This is a genomic window from Bacillus sp. PK6-025 (assembly GCF_056530265.1).
Genome location: NZ_CP096509.1, coordinates 1808877 through 1827721, shown reverse-complemented (window position 1 = coordinate 1827721; position 18845 = coordinate 1808877). Strand labels below are relative to the sequence as shown.

At 47.6% G+C, this 18845-nt stretch carries 16 protein-coding genes; all 16 read right to left on the bottom strand.

From position 1 onward, the window contains the following. Window positions 1–52: 52 nt before the first annotated feature. The 16 genes from M1D67_RS09475 to M1D67_RS09400 all read right to left on the bottom strand — a co-directional run bounded on the left by M1D67_RS09475 (window position 53) and on the right by M1D67_RS09400 (window position 18845). Window positions 53–4369 (bottom strand): PolC-type DNA polymerase III, encoded by a 4317-nt coding sequence (locus tag M1D67_RS09475; protein ID WP_020451423.1) that lies wholly within the window; start codon window positions 4367–4369, stop codon window positions 53–55. Between the two features lie 87 nt (window positions 4370–4456). Then, window positions 4457–6175 carry a proline--tRNA ligase gene (locus M1D67_RS09470; RefSeq protein WP_479831785.1) on the bottom strand — a complete coding sequence of 573 codons (1719 nt, stop codon included), beginning with the start codon at window positions 6173–6175 and terminating at the stop codon, window positions 4457–4459. 108 nt (window positions 6176–6283) lie between these two features. Further along, complete coding sequence (rseP, locus tag M1D67_RS09465; protein WP_095323561.1) at window positions 6284–7549, bottom strand: RIP metalloprotease RseP; 1266 nt, start codon at window positions 7547–7549, stop codon at window positions 6284–6286. Between the two features lie 6 nt (window positions 7550–7555). Next, complete coding sequence (dxr, locus tag M1D67_RS09460) at window positions 7556–8707, bottom strand: 1-deoxy-D-xylulose-5-phosphate reductoisomerase (protein WP_026579731.1); 1152 nt, start codon at window positions 8705–8707, stop codon at window positions 7556–7558. Between the two features lie 46 nt (window positions 8708–8753). Further along, window positions 8754–9557, bottom strand: coding sequence for a phosphatidate cytidylyltransferase (locus tag M1D67_RS09455; RefSeq protein ID WP_020451419.1), 804 nt, complete (start codon window positions 9555–9557; stop codon window positions 8754–8756). 12 nt (window positions 9558–9569) lie between these two features. Further along, entirely contained in the window at window positions 9570–10352 is a 783-nt protein-coding gene (locus M1D67_RS09450) for an isoprenyl transferase (protein WP_020451418.1), read from the bottom strand. Between the two features lie 129 nt (window positions 10353–10481). Then, window positions 10482–11024: a ribosome recycling factor gene (gene frr, locus M1D67_RS09445; protein ID WP_154495759.1), complete on the bottom strand. Its 543-nt coding sequence runs from the start codon at window positions 11022–11024 to the stop codon at window positions 10482–10484. Window positions 11025–11040: 16 nt separating this feature from the next. Beyond that, complete coding sequence (pyrH, locus tag M1D67_RS09440) at window positions 11041–11763, bottom strand: UMP kinase (RefSeq protein ID WP_020451416.1); 723 nt, start codon at window positions 11761–11763, stop codon at window positions 11041–11043. A gap of 149 nt (window positions 11764–11912) precedes the next feature. After that, window positions 11913–12794, bottom strand: a complete 882-nt coding sequence (gene tsf, locus M1D67_RS09435; protein ID WP_020451415.1) for a translation elongation factor Ts — start codon at window positions 12792–12794, stop codon at window positions 11913–11915. Window positions 12795–12894: 100 nt separating this feature from the next. Then, window positions 12895–13635 (bottom strand): 30S ribosomal protein S2, encoded by a 741-nt coding sequence (rpsB, locus tag M1D67_RS09430; protein WP_025811393.1) that lies wholly within the window; start codon window positions 13633–13635, stop codon window positions 12895–12897. Window positions 13636–13788: 153 nt separating this feature from the next. Further along, the gene (locus M1D67_RS09425) at window positions 13789–14298 is read right to left on the bottom strand and encodes a DUF6115 domain-containing protein (RefSeq protein WP_023857198.1); all 510 of its coding nucleotides are present in this window, start codon (window positions 14296–14298) and stop codon (window positions 13789–13791) included. A gap of 95 nt (window positions 14299–14393) precedes the next feature. Further along, the gene (locus tag M1D67_RS09420) at window positions 14394–15158 is read right to left on the bottom strand and encodes a FliA/WhiG family RNA polymerase sigma factor (RefSeq protein ID WP_003181822.1); all 765 of its coding nucleotides are present in this window, start codon (window positions 15156–15158) and stop codon (window positions 14394–14396) included. A gap of 22 nt (window positions 15159–15180) precedes the next feature. Further along, on the bottom strand, window positions 15181–15687 hold the full coding sequence (locus tag M1D67_RS09415; protein WP_026579732.1) for a chemotaxis protein CheD: 507 nt from the start codon (window positions 15685–15687) through the stop codon (window positions 15181–15183). Further along, on the bottom strand, window positions 15684–16313 hold the full coding sequence (locus M1D67_RS09410) for a chemotaxis protein CheC (RefSeq protein ID WP_003181818.1): 630 nt from the start codon (window positions 16311–16313) through the stop codon (window positions 15684–15686). Before M1D67_RS09410 ends, M1D67_RS09415 begins: the two co-directional genes overlap by 4 nt. 10 nt (window positions 16314–16323) lie before the next feature. Further along, entirely contained in the window at window positions 16324–16800 is a 477-nt protein-coding gene (locus tag M1D67_RS09405) for a chemotaxis protein CheW (RefSeq protein WP_003181816.1), read from the bottom strand. Window positions 16801–16823: 23 nt separating this feature from the next. Beyond that, window positions 16824–18845 (bottom strand): chemotaxis protein CheA, encoded by a 2022-nt coding sequence (locus M1D67_RS09400; protein WP_103749009.1) that lies wholly within the window; start codon window positions 18843–18845, stop codon window positions 16824–16826.

The following is an 18845-nucleotide window of genomic DNA, read 5'->3' as shown; positions in this document are numbered from 1 at the left end:
AACGCGCTGGGTTAGAAAACAAAAAAGAGACTGCCGAATAAGTCGGCAGCCTTTAAAATAAAGACAGCTGGTTCTGATCTGGGAGCGACTCGAGACAGCCGTGGCGCTCCAAGTATTCCATGATCGTTTTTGACACCTTGCCTCTTTTTTGCAAATCTTCTTTGGAAAGAAATTCGCCTTCTTCCCTTGCTTTGACAATATTCAAAGCGGCGTTTGTTCCAAGCCCCGGTATTGAATTAAACGGCGGAATCAAGCTGTTTCCGTCAATGATGAATTCGGAAGCGCTCGATCTGTATAAGTCGACTTTTTGGAAAGAGAAGCCCCTTTCGCACATTTCAAGCGCCAGCTCAAGCACCGTGAGCAAACTTTTCTCTTTCGGAGAAGCGTCAAGGCCTTTAGAGTTGATGTCATCCATGACGGCTTTAATCGCTGTCGACCCTTTGATCATCGTTTCGATATCAAAGTCATCGGCCCGCACCGTAAAGTATGCTGCGTAGTAGAGCAGCGGATGATGGACTTTAAAATAAGCGATTCTGACCGCCATCAAAACATATGCCGCAGCGTGGGCTTTCGGGAACATGTATTTGATTTTTTTACACGAGTCGATATACCAGTCCGGAACATTATTATTCTTCATTTCTTCTTCCCATTCAGGTGTCAGTCCCTTACCTTTACGGACAAATTCCATAATCTTAAAGGCGAGGGATGGCTCAAGCCCCTGGTAGATTAAGTACACCATAATATCATCACGACAGCCGATCACTTCGCTCAGTTCACAAATATTATTGTGAATCAGCTCCTGCGCGTTGCCGAGCCATACGTCCGTACCGTGTGACAGGCCGGAAATCTGAACGAGCTCGGAAAATGTCGTCGGCTTGGTGTCTTCGAGCATCTGTCTGACAAAGCGGGTTCCGAATTCAGGGATGCCAAGCGTTCCGGTTTTACAGCCGATCTGCTCTTCGGTTACCCCTAAAGATTCTGTCCCTTGGAAAATTTTCATCACTTCGGGATCATCGGTCGGAATCGTCTTCGGATCAATCCCGCTCAGATCCTGGAGCATACGGATGACCGTCGGATCATCGTGTCCGAGAATATCCAGCTTCAGCAGGTTGTCATGGATGGAATGGAAGTCAAAGTGCGTCGTCTTCCATTCGGAATCGGTGGCATCCGCCGGAAACTGGATTGGTGAAAAGTCGTAAATATCCATGTAATCAGGCACAACGATGATTCCGCCCGGGTGCTGCCCTGTCGTCCGCTTGACGCCTGTACAGCCTTGGACAAGACGGTCGATTTCCGCCCCGCGCATATGCAAATTGTTGTCGTTAGCATACCCTTTGACATACCCGTAAGCCGTTTTTTCGGCGACTGTGCCGATCGTTCCCGCACGGTAGACGTTATCCTCTCCGAACAGGACTTTCGTGTAGTTGTGGGCGTGCGGCTGATATTCGCCCGAGAAGTTCAAGTCGATATCAGGAACCTTGTCCCCTTTAAACCCCAGAAACGTCTCGAACGGAATGTCGTGGCCGTCTTTTCTGTAGGCCGCTCCACACTTCGGACAGTCTTTGTCAGGCAAATCAAATCCCGAACCGACCGATCCATCGTTGAAAAACTCGGAATGGCGGCAATCCGGACAGACGTAATGCGGCGGCAGCGGGTTGACCTCGGTAATTTCCGTCAATGTTGCGACAAGGGAAGAACCGACCGATCCCCTTGAACCGACAAGATAGCCGTCATCAAGGGAGCGTTTTACAAGCTTATGAGAGATCAGATAGATGACGGCGAATCCATGGCCGATAATGCTTTTCAGCTCTTTTTCGATCCGCTTTTCGACGATTTCCGGAAGGTCGTCGCCGTAAATGCTTTTTGCTTTCTCATAGCTCATGCGGCGGATTTCGTCATCTGCGCCTTCGATCTTCGGTGTGTAAAGATCGTCTTTGATCGGCTTGATTTCTTCGATTCGCTCGCTGATCAAACGGGTGTTCTTGACGACGATTTCTTTCGCTTTTTCCTCACCCAAAAATGAAAAGGCCTCAAGCATTTCATCCGTCGAACGGAAATGAACGTTCGGCAGTTCGTGCCTGTTGAGCGGATTTGCGCCGCCTTGTGAGGAAACCAGAATCTTGCGGTAAATTTTATCCTCAGGGTTCAGGTAATGAACATTCCCTGTTGCTACTACCGGAATATTCAGTTTCTCGCCGAGCTTTGTGATGTTGGCGATGATTTCTTTTAACGCTTTTTCATCCCTGACGAGTTCAAGCTGGAGCAGGTGCCGGTAGACTTCAGGCGGCATGACTTCAAGATAGTCATAAAATGAAGCGATGTCTTCGACCTCTTCCGGCGATTTCTGCATCATGCCTTCGAATACTTCGCCTTTGTCGCATGCCGAACCGATTAAAAGGCCTTCTCTGTACTTTTCAAGCTGTGACCTCGGGATCCTCGGCACCCTGTAAAAATAATGGATATGTGAAAGCGACACGAGTTTGAAAAGGTTTTTCAAACCTGTCTCATTGACTGCCAAAAGGGTCGCGTGATATGGCCTTGAACGCTGATAGGCATTGGACTGCCCCATATTTTCATTCAGCTGATCGTGGTACATGATATTTTTTTCGGCCGCGTCTTTCAGCATTTTCACAAGGAGATAGCCCGTCGCTTCGGTATCATAAATCGCCCTGTGGTGCTGGGTGAGCTCGATGTCAAACTTTTTACAAAGCGTATTCAGCCTGTGGTTTTTGAATTCCGGATAAAGAAAACGGCCCAGCTCAAGTGTGTCAATGACCGGGTTCTGCACTTTCTCCGAATTCAGCAGACGCTTGTAGGCGACATTGATGAAGCCGATGTCAAAGCTTGCATTGTGAGCGACAAGCGTGTGATCTCCGACCCATTCTTTAAAATCTCGGATGACCTCTTCGGCTTCAGGCGCATCTTTCAGCATATCATCGGTAATCCCAGTCAGCTCGATGATCGTAGCCGATAAAGGGCGATGCGGGTTTGCAAACCTTTCAAAGCGTTCGATGATCTCCCCGCCTTTTACTTTTACGGCGGCCAGCTCGATGATCGTATCATAGACGGCCGACAGCCCCGTCGTCTCGACGTCGAACACGACATATGTCTCCTCTTCAAGCAGGCGGTGCACCGGATTGTAGGCAATCGGCACGCCGTCGTCGACGAGGTTGGCTTCAAGTCCGTAGATCATTTTCACGCCATGCTTTTTGCTCGCCGCGAATGCATCAGGAAACGATTGGACAACAGCGTGATCAGTGAGCGCGATAGCCGGATGCCCCCATTTTTTCGCCTGTTCGACAAGCTTGCCGATACTTGATACGGCATCCATCTGGCTCATCGGTGAATGGAGGTGGAGCTCGACACGTTTTTCGTCCTCCGGTGCTGTATCCTCACGGGTTTTCCCTTTGATTTCATTGACATCGTTGGCGATCATCACCAAATCGCGGACGAATGTATCGTTTTGTATGCTTCCTCTCGCCTTTACCCACATCCCTTTTTTCAGGGACTTCATCAAAACAGCGTCCTCTTTTTCACGTGCGAACATTTTGACGAGAATGCTGTTTGTATAGTCGGTTATCTTAAAGATACAAAGCGTTCTGCCGCTTTTCAGCTCTCTTGTTTCAGCGTCGAATACATAGCCTTGCACCGTAATTCTCCGCTCTTCATCCATGATGCTGTCAAGCGTTCTGATCTCTTCAGAGTCTTTAATCTGGTAGCCGATCTGAAGAGGGCCTGACGGCGCTTCATCGTCTTGGGCTTCCTTATCCTGCTTTTCCATTTCGATTAAAGCCTGAAGGGCTCTCTCTTGATCTTCGGCCATTTTTTGCTCTCTGAATTTCTGAATCTCTTGATCTGACACAAAGATTTCTGTGTCGAGCTGGAGCTCAGGAAAACCGAATGTGCAGTAGCTTGACTGGATGAGTGAGCTGTATTTCTTTTTTAAAGCGGATGCTTCTGTATCTGTTTTCGTTTTAAGCAGGATTTTGTTCCCCGTAAGCTTGGGCTTTTGGTCGTTCAAAAGCGTCAAAATCGGCGGGGAAATACCATCGAGTTCCTGGATGCAGCGCGTCCAGTAATCCTGAACAAGCTGCTCGTCAATCGAAGGGTTTTCCGCCTCGATGGAACAGGTGACCTGAGCGATATGGGAAAAGGTGCGGGTCAGCTGGGTGTGAAACCGTTCGAAGATTTGATAAGGCAGGACATTTTTCAATTTAAAGTGAAAGTGCCATGTCTTCTTGTTTTTATGAACGGTCAGCTTTATGATTTGTCCGCCTTCAAGGTGACGGATCATCGTATCTTCCGTTACATTCAGCTGCTGCAGAAGAATTTGAAACTGTCTTCTGTTGACAGAAAGCTGGTCTTCCAAGACAGATTCCTCCCTAAAAGAAAATCATAATTGAAGGTACCTTGGGACGATTCCCGAGGTACCTTCCTTTACTCTAGTTTAACATCTTTAAGAGTGAGAAGATAAGCTCTTGACTTGTTTTTCGATAAAGTCCAAAAGCTCTTCAGCGGCGACTTCAAATGATTCTCCGGTTTTGCGGATCTTCACTTCGACAACGCCTTCATCAGCTCTTTTTCCGACCGTGATGCGGATCGGCAGACCGATCAAATCGGAATCTGCAAATTTAACGCCGGCTCGTTCAGCACGGTCATCAAACAATACATCATAGCCGTTCGCTTTAAAATCTTCATACAGCTTTTCGGCAAGCTGAACCTGCGCGTCATTTTTCATGTTAAGCGCGAGGATGTGCAGGTCATACGGCGTCACTTCCAGCGGCCAGATCAAGCCTTTATCGTCATGATGCTGCTCAACGATGGCCGAAAGTGTCCGGGAAATCCCGATTCCATAGCAGCCCATCAGCATCGGCTGAGAGCGTCCGTTTTCGTCAAGGTATGTTGCGTCCATCGCTTCAGAATAGCGGGTGCCGAGTTTAAAAACTTGTCCGACTTCGATTCCTTTTGCAAAACGGATCGTTCCGTTTCCATCCGGTGAAGGGTCTCCTTCCTGGATCAAGCGGAGATCGGCGAATGTCACATTGTGCACATCCCTGCTGATATTCACGTTTTGATAATGGTAATCTGTTTTATTCGCTCCTGCTGCTGCGTTTGCCATCGCCTTCACAGCAAAGTCTGCAAAGATTTCGATTTCGCTGTCAAGCCCCACCGGTCCGACAAAGCCAGGCTCAGTACCTGTTATCTCAGCAACCTCTTCGGCGCTCGCGAATTCGATCGTTTCTGCTTGGAGCAGATTCTTCACCTTAATATCGTTGACTTCATGATCCCCTCTCGTCAACACGAGGACAAAACGTCCGTCTGCTTTCATGAGCATTGATTTCACGCAGTCTGACGGGGATATGCCAAGAAATGCGGCAACTTCTTCGATCGTTTTGACCGAAGGTGTGTGGACTTCCTGGAGCTCTTTCATTTCAGCCTGCTCGCCAGCACCGGCTTCCTTCACTTCAGCCATTTCGATGTTGGCAGCGTATGAAGACTGATCAGAATACGCAATTGTATCTTCACCGACATCGGACAATGCCATAAATTCATGGGTATCCTTTCCGCCCATCGCGCCTGAATCTGCAATGACCGGTCTGAAATTCAAGCCGCAGCGCGTAAACACATTCGTATACGCCTGGTACATATCATTGTACGTTTCATCAAGGCTTTCGGCGGAAGAATGGAAGGAATACGCATCCTTCATGATGAATTCCCGGCCTCTCAACAGACCGAAGCGCGGGCGCTTTTCATCGCGGAATTTCGATTGGATCTGGTAAAGGGTCAGCGGAAGGCGCTTGTACGATTTCACTTCATCTCTGACGATGCTTGTGATGACCTCTTCGTGTGTCGCGCCAAGGGCAAATTCGCGGCCGTGGCGGTCTTTCAGCCTCATGAGCTCAGGACCGTACGTGTACCATCTTCCCGATTCCTGCCAAGTTTCCGCCTGCTGGAGAGCAGGCATCAGCATTTCGACGGCATTGATTTTCTCCATTTCTTGGCGGACAATGCTCTGGATTTTATGAATGACTTTATTGGCAAGAGGCATATAGCTGTATACACCGCTTGTGTTTTGTCTGATAAACCCCGCTCTGAGAAGAAGCTGATGGCTTTTTGCTTCAGCATCAGCCGGCACTTCGCGGAGCGTAGGAATTAAAGTCCTGCTCTGTCTCATTCGTTCGCACCTCATTTGTTTCAGTTGGTTACTTTTTGAGTCGGGAACGGCGTCCCTAAAAAAGAGCCTTTTAAAAGGCTTGGCTGCACTTAAAAAAGGCAATTGGTTTTACAGAAATAAGCGCTGGATATCGTTCCATGTGACGACAAGCATTAAGAGCATCAAAAATGCGACGCCGACAAAGACGACAAACGCTTCTTTTTCTCGGTTGATCGGCTTTCCGCGGATCGCTTCAATAAACAGGAACAACAGTCTGCCGCCGTCCAGCGCAGGGATTGGCAGAAGGTTGACGATCCCGAGGTTAATGCTTAAAAATGCGGCCAGCTTCAGCAGATTGATAACGCCTGTCTTGGCCACTTGGTCTGTCATGTCATAAATGCCGACAGGACCGGCCAGCATGTCGATTGAGAATTGTCCCGTGACGAGCTTTCCGAGATTGGTCACGATGCTCTGCGCTACTGTCGCCGTTTCGGTCGCACCGTAGGAAATTGATGTCAGGATTCCTGTTTTCACCGGGTTGTAAGCGCCGAATCTGCCGACGGTTTCGTCCCCTGCCTTGACTGCTTCAGGTGTTACGTATTTCGTCACCTTGACGTTGTCGCGCATCACAACGATTTTCAGTTCTTTTTCAGGGTGTTCCCTGACCGTGTTGACAATATCCGTCCACGATCTCATGTTCTCCCCGTTGATCGTTTGAATGCGGTCTCCTTCCTGGAGTCCCGCTTCCGCCGCCCGTCCGTTGTCTATCAACTTGCCGAGCACCGGCTCGTCAGACGGCACTCCCTGCATCAGGCCGAGCATTACGAGAATGACATAAGCCAAAATAAAGTTCATGATCGGGCCGGCCGCAATCGCCTTTATACGCTGCCAAACCGTTTTTGAATGGAATTGGCGGTTGTAAGGAGCGATCTGGACTTCTTCCCCGTCTACGATGAAAAAGGACGTTTCACTGACAGAAAAGGATGAGAGATGATCTTCATTGCCGTGCTCATAGCCCGTAATCCTCATCTGATGCTCCAGGTCAGCCTGCTCCACTTCGATGACCAATGCGTCAGGATACTTTTCTTTTTGGTTGATAATGATCTTTTCGACTTTGTTTTCGCTGTCGAACAACAGCCCGACCGTATAACCGGGCTTCACTTCAATCATCTCAGGATCTTCGCCGGCCATTCTGACAAAGCCGCCGATCGGAAGAAGCCTGATCGTATAAACGGTCTCATTTTTCTTAAAAGAAAAGATTTTCGGACCGAAGCCGATAGCAAACTCCCGGCACAGTATTCCGGCTCTTTGAGCAAGGATGAGATGACCAAGCTCATGGAAAAATACGAGCGTTCCAAAAATAAGAATAAACGCGATCACAGTATTCACGAACATACCACCTTATGTGAGTAATGTTTGGACAAACTTTCTGGCGTCTTTGTCCACTTCACGGATCTCTTGAAGGCTCGGCTTTGCGATCACCTGATGGCGTTCCAAAGCTTTTTCAATAATGTCTTCAATCCCGAGAAAGGAAATCCTGCCTGAAAGAAATGCCGCAACGGCTTCCTCGTTGGCCGCGTTTAAAACAGTCGGCATTGTACCGCCTATTTTACCTGATTCATAAGCGAATTGTAAGCAGCGGAACCTTTCAAAATCAGCTTGGGCAAAATTCAGCTGTCCGACTTCCCAGAGTTCGAGTGATTTGGCTTCATCAAACGGCAGGCGTTCCGGATAGCTGAGCGCGTATTGAATCGGCACTCTCATATCTGGTGTGCCAAGCTGGGCGATGACGCTTCGGTCGTGGAATTCCACCATTGAATGAATGATGCTTTCTTTGTGAAGGAGGACGTCGATCCGGTCATAAGGCAGATCAAACAGCCAGTGCGCTTCAATGACCTCGAGCCCTTTATTCATCATTGTAGCCGAATCGATCGTGATTTTTGCACCCATCGACCAATTTGGATGATTGAGGGCTTCTTCCACTGTGACCCCTTCAAGTTCCTGCCTTGTTCTGTCCCTGAAGCTGCCGCCTGAAGCCGTGACGATCAGCCGTTTAATATGCTTCGGATTTTCCCCCTGGAGCGCCTGGAAAATCGCAGAATGCTCGCTGTCGACTGGCAAGAGCGGGACATCGTATGTTTGGGCGTGTTCTTTCACTATATGACCGGCTGTCACGAGAGTTTCCTTATTTGCAAGCGCGACTGTTTTTTTATGCTCCATCGCCTTTAAAGTCGGCAGAAGACCGACGCTGCCGACGAGAGCATTGACGACGACATCCGCTTCCGGACTAACGGCCGCTTCGATTAAAGATTCCTCCCCGATCCCTGTTTTAAAGGTGTAAGAAAAAGAATGCTGTTTTAATGCTTCATATGTATGCTCATCCCCTACAGATACATACTTCGGTTTAAATGTTTCAATGATTTCTGCCGCTTTTTCGGCGTTTTTTCCGAAAGACATGGCGGTCAGCTGAAACTTATCGTCATGCGCTTTGATCACATCAAGCGTCTGTTCTCCTATGGAGCCTGTCGCCCCCAATAGACATATGTTCTTCAAAATTGCCGCACCTCTGTTTCTTTCTAGCTATCAGTACCCTTTTCTATCATAGCCCGAACGGCTGAAAAAGAACAAGCAGGAAGTATAGAACCGGCATGACAAATAAAAAGCTGTCAAAGCGGTCCAGCATTCCGCCGTGTCCCGGAAGGATCCGGCCCGAGTCTTTCACTTTGTAGTGTCTTTTGAACGCAGACTCGGCCAAATCGCCGATCTGACCGACGATTGATAAAAGCACGGTAATGATCAGCACAAACAGATAAGCGTGCGGAAAACCTGTGGCAGCCTGATAAATCGCGGAAAAAACGACCGCTGTCAAAATCCCGCCCCAAAAGCCTTCAACCGTTTTGTTAGGGCTGATTTCAGGCCAGAGCTTCCGCTTTCCAAACGCCTTTCCGATAAAATAAGCGCCGGAATCCGTTGACCAGACGACACCGATTGCAAAAAAGACATAGCTGAGTCCGATGTTTCTGATTTCAATAAAGTAATAAAACCCGAATCCGATATAAACTGCTGCCAGCGCCACGAATGCCGCTTCGTCAAAAGTAAACGAGTTTTTGCTGAGCACCGTGTATGCCAAAAGCAAAAGGACGGCCAAAAAGACGACCTCCCCTTTGGTTATGCCCAGCCCCGCGTCTTCCGCATATTGGCTTGGATACAGCAAAACCGCCAAAAGCAGCAGGCTGATGATACCCGGAGCGCTGATAAGCTTCAGGCCTTTCATTCTTAAAAGTTCAAATAGAGCGAGTATACCTATTGCATAAACTAGCAGGGTGAACGGCAGCTTGCCGAAAATCACGAGCGGCAGAAAAACCGCTGCCGCGATCACACCCGTCAATATTCTCTGTTTCATCTGCACCATCCTCTAAATTCCGCCAAACCTTCTCCCGCGACGCTGATATTCTCCGATAGCCTGAAGCAAGTGAACGTCTTTAAAATCAGGCCACAATACATCGGTAAATAAAAATTCGCTGTAGGCAAGCTGCCAAAGCATGAAGTTGCTCAGCCTGATCTCGCCGCTTGTGCGAATCAGCAAATCAGGGTCCTGCAAAGCTTCTGTCATTAAATAATCGGAAAATAGCTTTTCGTCGATTTCCTCGGTATTCAATGTGCCTTTTTTCGCTTCTTCGGCAATTCTCTTTGCGGCTCTGACGATTTCTGCACGTCCCCCGTAATTCAATGCAAAATTAAGAATAAGTCCGTCATTGTTCTCCGTATCACGGATTGCTTTTTCAACCGCGCGGATCGTGTGGGGCGGCAGTCCTTCCCTATCGCCTGTCAAGCGGACCCGGACATTTTCTTCGACCAGCTCCGGGAGATACGTTCCCAGGAACTCTTCAGGCAGCTTCATCAGAAAGTCAACCTCAAACTTAGGACGCTTCCAATTTTCCGTCGAAAAGGCATACAGCGTCAACGCTTTGACACCGAGCTCATTGGCAAGCTTTGTCGTCTGTCTGACTACCTTCATGCCTTCGTGATGACCCGCGATGCGGGGCATCGCCCGTTTCTTTGCCCAACGGCCGTTTCCGTCCATAATAATGGCGATATGTTCAGGAATTTCTCCTTTTAAAATATTTTCTTTTGTGTAACATTCCATGTTGGAAGCAGCTGAATGCTGATTCTTCCAATTTTTGAGTATATTGAGCATGAGAGTCCTCCATCACCCAAAAGGTTGCTTTCCTGTTATATCGTTCTTGATAACAACAGTATTAACAAAAAAACCCCCTGTAAACATGAGAGGGTCTTTTCACTATTATCTATTGTACAGAGTTTTTCATTAAACTTCCATGATTTCTTTCTCTTTATCTTTTGTGATCTCATCAATTTTTGACACATATTCATCTGTCAGCTTTTGTACGTCTTCCGTTGAAGAGCGCAATTCATCCTCAGTCATTTCACCATTTTTCTCTAGTTTTTTCAGATCGTCATTGGCATCGCGGCGGATGTTGCGAACCGCGACTTTAGCATCTTCCGAATATTTTTTCACGAGCTTGGCAAGCTCTTTTCTGCGCTCCTCAGTTAGAGGAGGGATCGTGATCCGGATGATGTTGCCGTCGTTTGATGGAGTTATGCCGAGGTCGGCTTTTTGAATCGCTTTTTCAATATCGCCGAGCGCTGTTTTGTCATACGGTGTGATGAGAAGCATGCGCGCTTCCGGAACCGTAATGGACGCGATCTGGTTTAAAGGCGTCTGCGCTCCGTAGTATTCAACTGTCACTTTGTCCAGCAAAGACGGATTTGCACGTCCTGCACGTACAGTCGCCAATTCGCGCTGATAAGCGCCTATCGCTTTTTCCATCCGTTCTTTTGTTTCATTCATCACTTGAGTTGACACGTTATTTCCCCCTTACGATTGTACCGATTTGTTCGCCTAAAACGGCTTTTTTAATATTTCCTTCTTCCATAATAGAAAAGACGATCAGCGGAATGTCGTTATCCATGCAAAGTGAAGAGGCGGTTGAATCCATGACGGCCAAACCGTCTTTTAACACATCGAGATAAGACAATTTTTCATATTTTACGGCTGTTTCGTCAGTTCGAGGATCGGCATTGTATACACCGTCGACATTATTTTTAGCCATTAAGATGACGTCGGCTTCGATTTCAGCCGCTCTGAGCGCTGCTGTCGTATCCGTTGAGAAGTATGGATTGCCTGTACCGGCAGCGAAGATGACGACGCGCTTCTTTTCAAGATGGCGAATCGCTTTTCTTCTTATGTATGGCTCAGCGACCTGCCGCATTTCGATGGATGTCTGAACTCTTGATTGAATGCCGAGCGTTTCAAGGCTGTCTTGCAGCGCAAGGGAATTCATGACCGTTGCAAGCATTCCCATGTAGTCCGCTGTTGCGCGGTCCATTCCGAGATCGCTGCCCGTTTTTCCGCGCCACAGGTTGCCGCCGCCGACGACGACCGCCACTTCAACATCAAGCTCGGCGATTTCTTTCACCTGTTTGGCGATGGACTGGATCACGGTCGGGTTGATGCCGTTTCCCTGTTCACCCGCAAGGGCTTCTCCGCTAAGCTTTAATACGATACGATTATACTTTGGTTTTTCCATATTAACCTCCAAGTGCATGCTTGCCGTTATTTATTATGCAAGAGAAAAAAAGGTTTGTAAACTGTTTTAAAAATAGGGACACAAATTGTGTCCCCTATTTTCTTTGAAAAGATCCTGCCGTGTGTTTTAAGGCAAGCGGCTTTTCAATCTTATTTTTTCACTTGGTTCATAACTTCTTCAGCAAAGTTTTCTTGGCGTTTTTCGATACCTTCTCCAACTTCGTAGCGGACGAATGTTTCAACTGTTGCATTTTTCGCAGCAACGACCTGTTTCACTTTTTCATCCGGGTTTTTAACGAATGCTTGATCAAGCAGGCAGATTTCTTCGAAGTATTTGTTCAGGCGGCCTTCAACCATTTTTGCGACGATGTTTTCAGGCTTTCCTTCTTGAAGCGCCTGCTGAGTCAAGATTTCGCGCTCGCGGTTCGCTTCTTCTTCTGACACTTGGTCACGGGAAATGAAGCGAGGGTTTACAGCTGCAACGTGCATCGCGATGTCTCTTGCTGTTTCTTCGTCAGTTGTGCCGTTAAGGACAGTCAATACGCCGATTTTCCCGCCCATGTGCAGGTATGCGCCGAATGCAGCGTCATCGCCTTTTGTCAGGACAGTGAAGCGGCGAAGCGTGATTTTTTCTCCGATTTTAGCAACCGCGCTTGTGATGTATTCTTCTACAGTTGAACCGTTAGCCATTTTTTGAGCCATAGCAGCTTCAACGCTTTCAGGCTTTTCAGCAAGAATGTGGTCAGCAAGGTCGTTCAAAAGCTCTTTGAAGCCTTCGTTTTTCGCAACGAAGTCCGTTTCGGAGTTCACTTCAAGAATAACGCCTGTGTTGCCGTCGGTTTTGATCAAAGTCAAACCTTCAGCCGCGATGCGGTCAGCTTTTTTGGCAGCCTTTGCGATTCCTTTTTCTCTTAGAAGATCGATCGCTTTATCCATGTTGCCGTCAGTTTCAGTTAACGCTTTCTTGCAGTCCATCATGCCTGCGCCAGTTTTTTCACGAAGCTCTTTTACCATTTGTGCAGTAATTGCCATTTTTGATTTCCTCCTTATATATCAAACAAAATATGTAAGTGTTGATCTGGTGAAAAAAAAGGTGATAAAAGGCAGACCCCCTTATCACCTTTTGACCAGGTTAAGCAGTTGTTGTTTCAGTTGTTTCTGCTTCTTTCGCTTCTGTTTCAGCTGCTTCTTCACCTTGTTTTGCTTCAAGGATGGCATCTGCCATTTTAGAAGTCAGCAATTTAACAGCGCGGATGGCGTCATCGTTCGCAGGGATGACAACATCGATTTCATCAGGATCACAGTTTGTGTCAACGATTCCGATGATCGGAATGTTCAGCTTGCGCGCTTCTGCAACCGCGATGCGCTCTTTGCGAGGATCGATGATGAACAGTGCGTCAGGAAGCTCTTTCATTTCTTTGATTCCGCCGAGGAATTTTTCAAGACGCTCTAATTCTTTTTTCAATTGAACGACTTCTTTTTTAGGAAGTACGTCAAATGTGCCGTTTTCCTGCATTTTTTCGATATCTTTAAGGCGTTTGATACGCTTTTGGATCGTTTCAAAGTTTGTTAACGTACCGCCAAGCCAACGTTGGTTGACATAGTACATTCCAGAACGTTCCGCTTCTTCTTTAACAGAGTCTTGAGCTTGCTTTTTCGTACCGACGAAAAGGATTTTTCCTCCGTCAGCTGCAAGGTTTTTCGTGAAGTTGTATGCTTCTTCAACTTTTTTGACTGTTTTTTGAAGATCGATGATGTAGATTCCGTTACGCTCCGTGAAGATGTAACGCTTCATTTTTGGGTTCCAGCGGCGCGTTTGGTGGCCGAAGTGAACACCAGCTTCAAGCAATTGCTTCATAGAAATGACTGACATGTGTTATTTCCTCCTAATATAATGGTTTTTTTCCTCCGCTTAGGTCATTTTTATGCAGGACTGCACGCGAGAACCGCACAGCACCGCTTGCATAAATCGTTAAGCGTGTGTAATTAACACCAAGAAATAATATAACATAAGCTTTCTCGACAATCAAGAATCGTTTTTCAGCTTTCCGCGAAATTTTAAGAAAAGCTCGATTTCTGTTTTCCCGCTTTTCAGCTGTCTTGCGATTTCCTCCGGAGAGAGCCCCTTTTCATATAATGCGAGAGCTTCTTCTTCATAGGATACGGATTCCTGCTCTTTTTGATTGAGCTCATCCTCTTCCTGCTCCACCTCATTGATCATCGCTTCGATGTGAAGCGGCAGATCGCGCGATTCGTCCGCTTCCGGAAGGGCGGGGGTTTGAGCAGGAATGTCAGGCTGTGTTTGCACTCTTTGCGGCTCTTCTTCGGCATTCGCCCGAATCTCGCGAACGAGTTTTTCATTTTCGTCTTTTAGCTCCATCAAAAAAGCGGTCAATGTATTCTCGGTTTCTTCCAAAAGCTGTTTTTGCTCTTTCTCCGCCGCCTTAAAAGCGCTGAGCCTCGCATTCAGAATGATGACGAAATAAATCAATATACCGTGGAGCGTAAAGCTCACAAGCCATAATATTGTTGACATATTTTTCACTCGCTAACCATGAAATTTAATCAAAAAAAGACTTCCCTGTCGGACGCTTAAAAAATGCTGCCGGTTTCATGCCGGCAGCTTACATGTTATTGTACCACTTTATCCAGCAGATGCTTCAGTTTCAAAAGCGCCTTGGAGTGAATCTGTGAAATGCGGGAAGTCGACAAATTCAAAACCTGTCCGATTTCCGTCAGGGTCAGCTCTTCTTTATAGAATAAGCTGATCACGAGCTGTTCTTTTTCTGAAAGCTCGTTTATTTTTTCCGCAAGCTGGGAGATCAGTTCGTCTTTGAGCATTTTTTCTTCCGGCGTGCTCGTTTTGTCGTCCCTGATCATCACCTGGACGTTCTCCCCGTCTTCATGGTCGTGAAGCTTCTCATCAATTGAAAGGAGATTCGCAAAGAAACCTTCATTGATTGTGGTCACGACGTCTTGCTCGCTCATTCCCAGCTCAGCGGCGATTTCGCTCGGCGAAACATTTCTTAAGTAGCGCTGTTCGAGCTTTTCGATCGCAGCTTCCACTTTCTTCGTTTTTTCACGGGATGTTCTCGGAAGCCAGTCTTCTTTGCGAAGGCCATCGATAATAGCGCCTCTGATTCTGAAGGAAGCGTATGTATCAAACTTCAAATCCCTTCCCGGATCAAATTTTTCAAGGGCGTCATACAAACCCAGCATGCCAAGGCTGACCAAATCGTCTTTATGAACGGACTTGGGCAAGCCGACGGCTATCCGGCCGACATGATATGTCACAAGCGGCATATAGCGGCGGATTAAATCATCGCCTGCCTGAGGATCTTTCCATTCTTTCCACCGCGACCAAAGCATCTGATCTTCATAGTTCAAGGATTGCATCTTTATCCCCCTATATTGCATATTAAATCATCGTTACACCTTGTTTAACTGTCCGGATGACAAGTTCGGCTGACTGCGGATCGAACTCGATCGTTCTTCCGCTGTTTCCGCCTGTATCCTCGCTTACAATCGGAATGTTTAAGAGAGATAGATGTTTTTTAATCGCAAGCACATTTCTTGGCCCGACTTTCATCAAATCATTTGTCATCTTAAATTTAAACATTTCGGCTCCTCCGGCCATTTTCGCTTTCAAAGCGTATTTTCGGCACCCGGCTTCAAGCAGCATCTTGACCGTCGCTTCGACAGCTGTGTCCGCGTACTTTGCCACATTGATGTCCGGTGTCTTGGATAAGGAAGAGTCGGGAAGCATGACGTGGACGAGACCGGCCGTCTTCGCTTCCAAATCATAGAGCACGAGTCCGACGCACGAACCGAGACCCGATGTCCTGATCTTGTCGGGAGTGCGGACTATTTTCACATCGGCAATTCCCACTCTGATAATCGATGTTTCTTTTTCTAAGATTTTCATAGAGCTGCACCCAATGCATGAAAGAGCTTTTCAAAAGAATCATAGTCCGGCAGAAGGAACAAATGCGCTTTTACTTTCCGGTTGTGCTCCTCGTCAAAAATGGAGTTGTCGATCACGATAACCTGGTCTCCAACTTGGCTGAGCTCGATCAGCCCTTCGCTGATGACGGCTCCGAACATATCAAGCGTCAGTTCAGGGACGCTCGGGTACATTTGCCGGTTTGTCAAATCAGCGAGAGCGGTCAAATAAGATCCCGCCATAATATTCCCGAGTTCGTGCAGGGCGGAGGCTCCGATATCATTGGGCGTCATGCTGTCAATCTCGAATTCCGGATTGCCGACAAGCTCCCTGATCAGCTGCTCGGCCTCTGAAAAAGGCATGATCACGAACATAGAACCGGGAAAATCCCCTTCCATGCGCAAAAAGATGCTTGCGACAGGAAGGTCTGCACCGCCGAATAGGTTGACAAGCTCATCAAACGACATCAGCTTGACAAACGGCACTTCCATTTCGATTTTCCTGTTCAGCAATAGAGCCAGGGCAGAAGCGGAATGACCCGCTCCGATATTCCCGACTTCCCGCAATATATCAAGATGCTCTTCTCTAATTCCGTTAAATACGCTCATCATAGGCTCCTTATTTCTTCACATTTTCAGAAGCGGCGGCAAGGCTCGACTTCCGGTTTAAAACAGCTTCAGAGTCAATCAGATTGAGAAGTCTGGACCCTTGCTTGACGATGCCTTTAATCCATTGCCTGCCGTCTTTTCCTACCGTTTCGGGAGCCGATTCAATTTCCTCTTCCTCGACAGTGATGACATCGTTCGCCTCGTCCACCACCCAGCCGACTTCAATGTCCTGATGGGTGATGATGATGATTCTCGTTTCATCTGTAATCGTATCTCCAGGCGCTTCAATCCGCTTTCTTAAATCGATGACAGGCGTGACAACACCTCTCAAATTAATGACGCCGCAAATATACGGTTCCACTCCCGGCACCCTTGTTGGCTGCTGCCATTTTTCAATGGACATCACTTCGGATACAGAGATGGCATACTCTTTATGATTTACTTTGAACACAATCATTTTTTCACCGGTGGTAGTCTGTGTGGTCAAGAGGATCGCTCTCCTTTCGCTTTCTATTTGATAAGGGCGTTGCAGTCGATGATCAGGGCTACTTGTCCGTCTCCCAAAATCGTCGCGCCGGAAATGGCAAAGACGTTTGTTAAATAATCGCCGAGTGATTTTAGTACGACTTCCTGCTGGCCGATAAAGGAGTCGACAACAAATGCCGTCAGCTTGTCTCCTTTTTTCACGACGATGGCGTGAAGCTGATCAAGATCATCCGAAGAATCCTCAACATTAAACTGTTCTTTCAGGTAAACCACCGGTACGATATGGCCCCTGAAATCGATCACTTCGCGGTCGTGCGTCTGAAGAATATCTTTCTTATCGATGACAGCCGTTTCTATAATAGAAGAAATCGGTATCGCAAACGTTTCGTTTTCAAGTTTGACTAGGAGCACGGATATGATCGACAGTGTAAGCGGAAGCTGAATGGAGAAAAGCGAACCTTCGCCTTCGCTCGATTTGATGCTGACAGAACCGCCCAAAGATTCCAGCTTGCTTTTGACAACGTCCAAGCCGACCCCGCGTCCTGAAATATCCGAGATTTGATCTGCGGTTGAGAATCCCGGTGCAAAAATGAGTGCGTCGATTTCATGATCTTCGATCGTTTCGGCGTCACGTTCGGTAATGACGTTGCGTTCAAGCGCTTTTTCAAGCACCTTTTTGCGGTTGATGCCGGCTCCGTCATCCTCGACCTCGATAAAGACGTGGTTCCCGCTGTGATATGCTTTCAGACGGACTTGACCCGTTTCAGGCTTACCGTTTTTCACCCTGACTTCAGGCGCCTCGATCCCGTGATCAAGGCTGTTTCTCAAGAGGTGGACAAGCGGGTCGCCGATCTCGTCTATTACCGTTCTGTCAAGCTCGGTTTCCGCCCCGAAAATCGACAGCTCGATCTTTTTATTTAATTCTTTTGTCAGCTGGCGGACCATGCGCGGGAAGCGGTTGAACACCGTTTCTACCGGAACCATTCTCATGTTGAGGATGATCGATTGCAGGTCGCCTGAAATTCTTGTCATCCGTTCGACGGTATCTGTTAATTCGCCGTGTTCAAGCTCTTTGGCGATCTGCTCTAAGCGCCCTCTGTCAATGACCAGCTCCTCAAACAGGTTCATTAATGAATCGAGGCGGTCGATGTTGACGCGGATCGTCTTCGTTCCGCCGCCTGCTGCAGGTTTCGCCGCTTCTTTTTTGCCGTCCGGCTGCTTAGCCGGGGTTTTCTCCGCGTCTTTCGGTGCGGTTTCTTTTTCAGGCGCTGCAGGCGCGGCTTCTTCCTGTGCCGAAAAATCGTTTTTCAGCTCGGTTACTTCAATTTTTTCGATTTCAGATACGCCGTTGATTTTGTTGAAAATCTCTTCTTCCCCGTGTTTGCTTAAAAAGCACACGACGAATTCGGAATCAAAATCTTCCGACTCGAGAACTTCCGTTTCCGGAATCGTTTTGACGACTTCGCCGATTTCGTTCAGCTGTTCAAATACCATGTACACCCGAACGCCCTTCAACAGGCAGTCCTCTTTCAACGCAACATTGATTTCGTAACATTTAAAGCCTTGTTCCTCAGCTTCGGCGATGACCGTCCGCTGAAATTCGTCATAGGCCCATTTCGTTTCAGACGACGCAGCTTCAGGCGCTTCTGCCGATGCGGCCGCCTCCTTGTTTGCGCCTGTCACATCAAGCTTGGCGCAGACTTCTGAAACGTCTCTTTTGCCGTCGCCCCCTTCAATGATCGAAAGGACAATCGCTTCAAGGTCATCGAGCGCTTCAAACATGATGTCCATCCACTCTGACGTAATGGTCATTTCTTCATTTCGTATCGCGTCCAGCACGTTTTCCAGACTGTGCGTTAAATGAGCCATATCTTCATAGCCCATCGTAGCGCTCATCCCTTTCAAGGTATGAGCCGCTCTGAAAATATCATGGACAAGCTGCAGGTCTGTCGGATTTTTTTCGAGTTCGAGCAATTTTTCGTTACAGGTTTGCAAATGTTCTCTGCTTTCTTCAATAAAGACGTCTAAATATTGATTCATATCCAT

What these genes read in the sequence shown, in the direction of transcription:
- tsf (WP_020451415.1), bottom strand. Translation starts at nt 12,794, where the DNA reads ATGGCAATTACTGCACAAATGGTAAAAGAGCTTCGTGAAAAAACTGGC.
- rpsB (WP_025811393.1), bottom strand. Translation starts at nt 13,635, where the DNA reads ATGTCAGTCATTTCTATGAAGCAATTGCTTGAAGCTGGTGTTCACTTC.
- frr (WP_154495759.1), bottom strand. Translation starts at nt 11,024, where the DNA reads ATGAATGAAACAAAAGAACGGATGGAAAAAGCGATAGGCGCTTATCAG.
- M1D67_RS09400 (WP_103749009.1), bottom strand. Translation starts at nt 18,845, where the DNA reads ATGGATATGAATCAATATTTAGACGTCTTTATTGAAGAAAGCAGAGAA.
- pyrH (WP_020451416.1), bottom strand. Translation starts at nt 11,763, where the DNA reads ATGGAAAAACCAAAGTATAATCGTATCGTATTAAAGCTTAGCGGAGAA.
- rseP (WP_095323561.1), bottom strand. Translation starts at nt 7,549, where the DNA reads ATGTTCGTGAATACTGTGATCGCGTTTATTCTTATTTTTGGAACGCTC.
- M1D67_RS09420 (WP_003181822.1), bottom strand. Translation starts at nt 15,158, where the DNA reads ATGCAATCCTTGAACTATGAAGATCAGATGCTTTGGTCGCGGTGGAAA.
- M1D67_RS09410 (WP_003181818.1), bottom strand. Translation starts at nt 16,313, where the DNA reads ATGAGCGTATTTAACGGAATTAGAGAAGAGCATCTTGATATATTGCGG.
- M1D67_RS09425 (WP_023857198.1), bottom strand. Translation starts at nt 14,298, where the DNA reads ATGTCAACAATATTATGGCTTGTGAGCTTTACGCTCCACGGTATATTG.
- M1D67_RS09455 (WP_020451419.1), bottom strand. Translation starts at nt 9,557, where the DNA reads ATGAAACAGAGAATATTGACGGGTGTGATCGCGGCAGCGGTTTTTCTG.
- M1D67_RS09470 (WP_479831785.1), bottom strand. Translation starts at nt 6,175, where the DNA reads ATGAGACAGAGCAGGACTTTAATTCCTACGCTCCGCGAAGTGCCGGCT.
- M1D67_RS09415 (WP_026579732.1), bottom strand. Translation starts at nt 15,687, where the DNA reads ATGAAAATCTTAGAAAAAGAAACATCGATTATCAGAGTGGGAATTGCC.
- M1D67_RS09450 (WP_020451418.1), bottom strand. Translation starts at nt 10,352, where the DNA reads ATGCTCAATATACTCAAAAATTGGAAGAATCAGCATTCAGCTGCTTCC.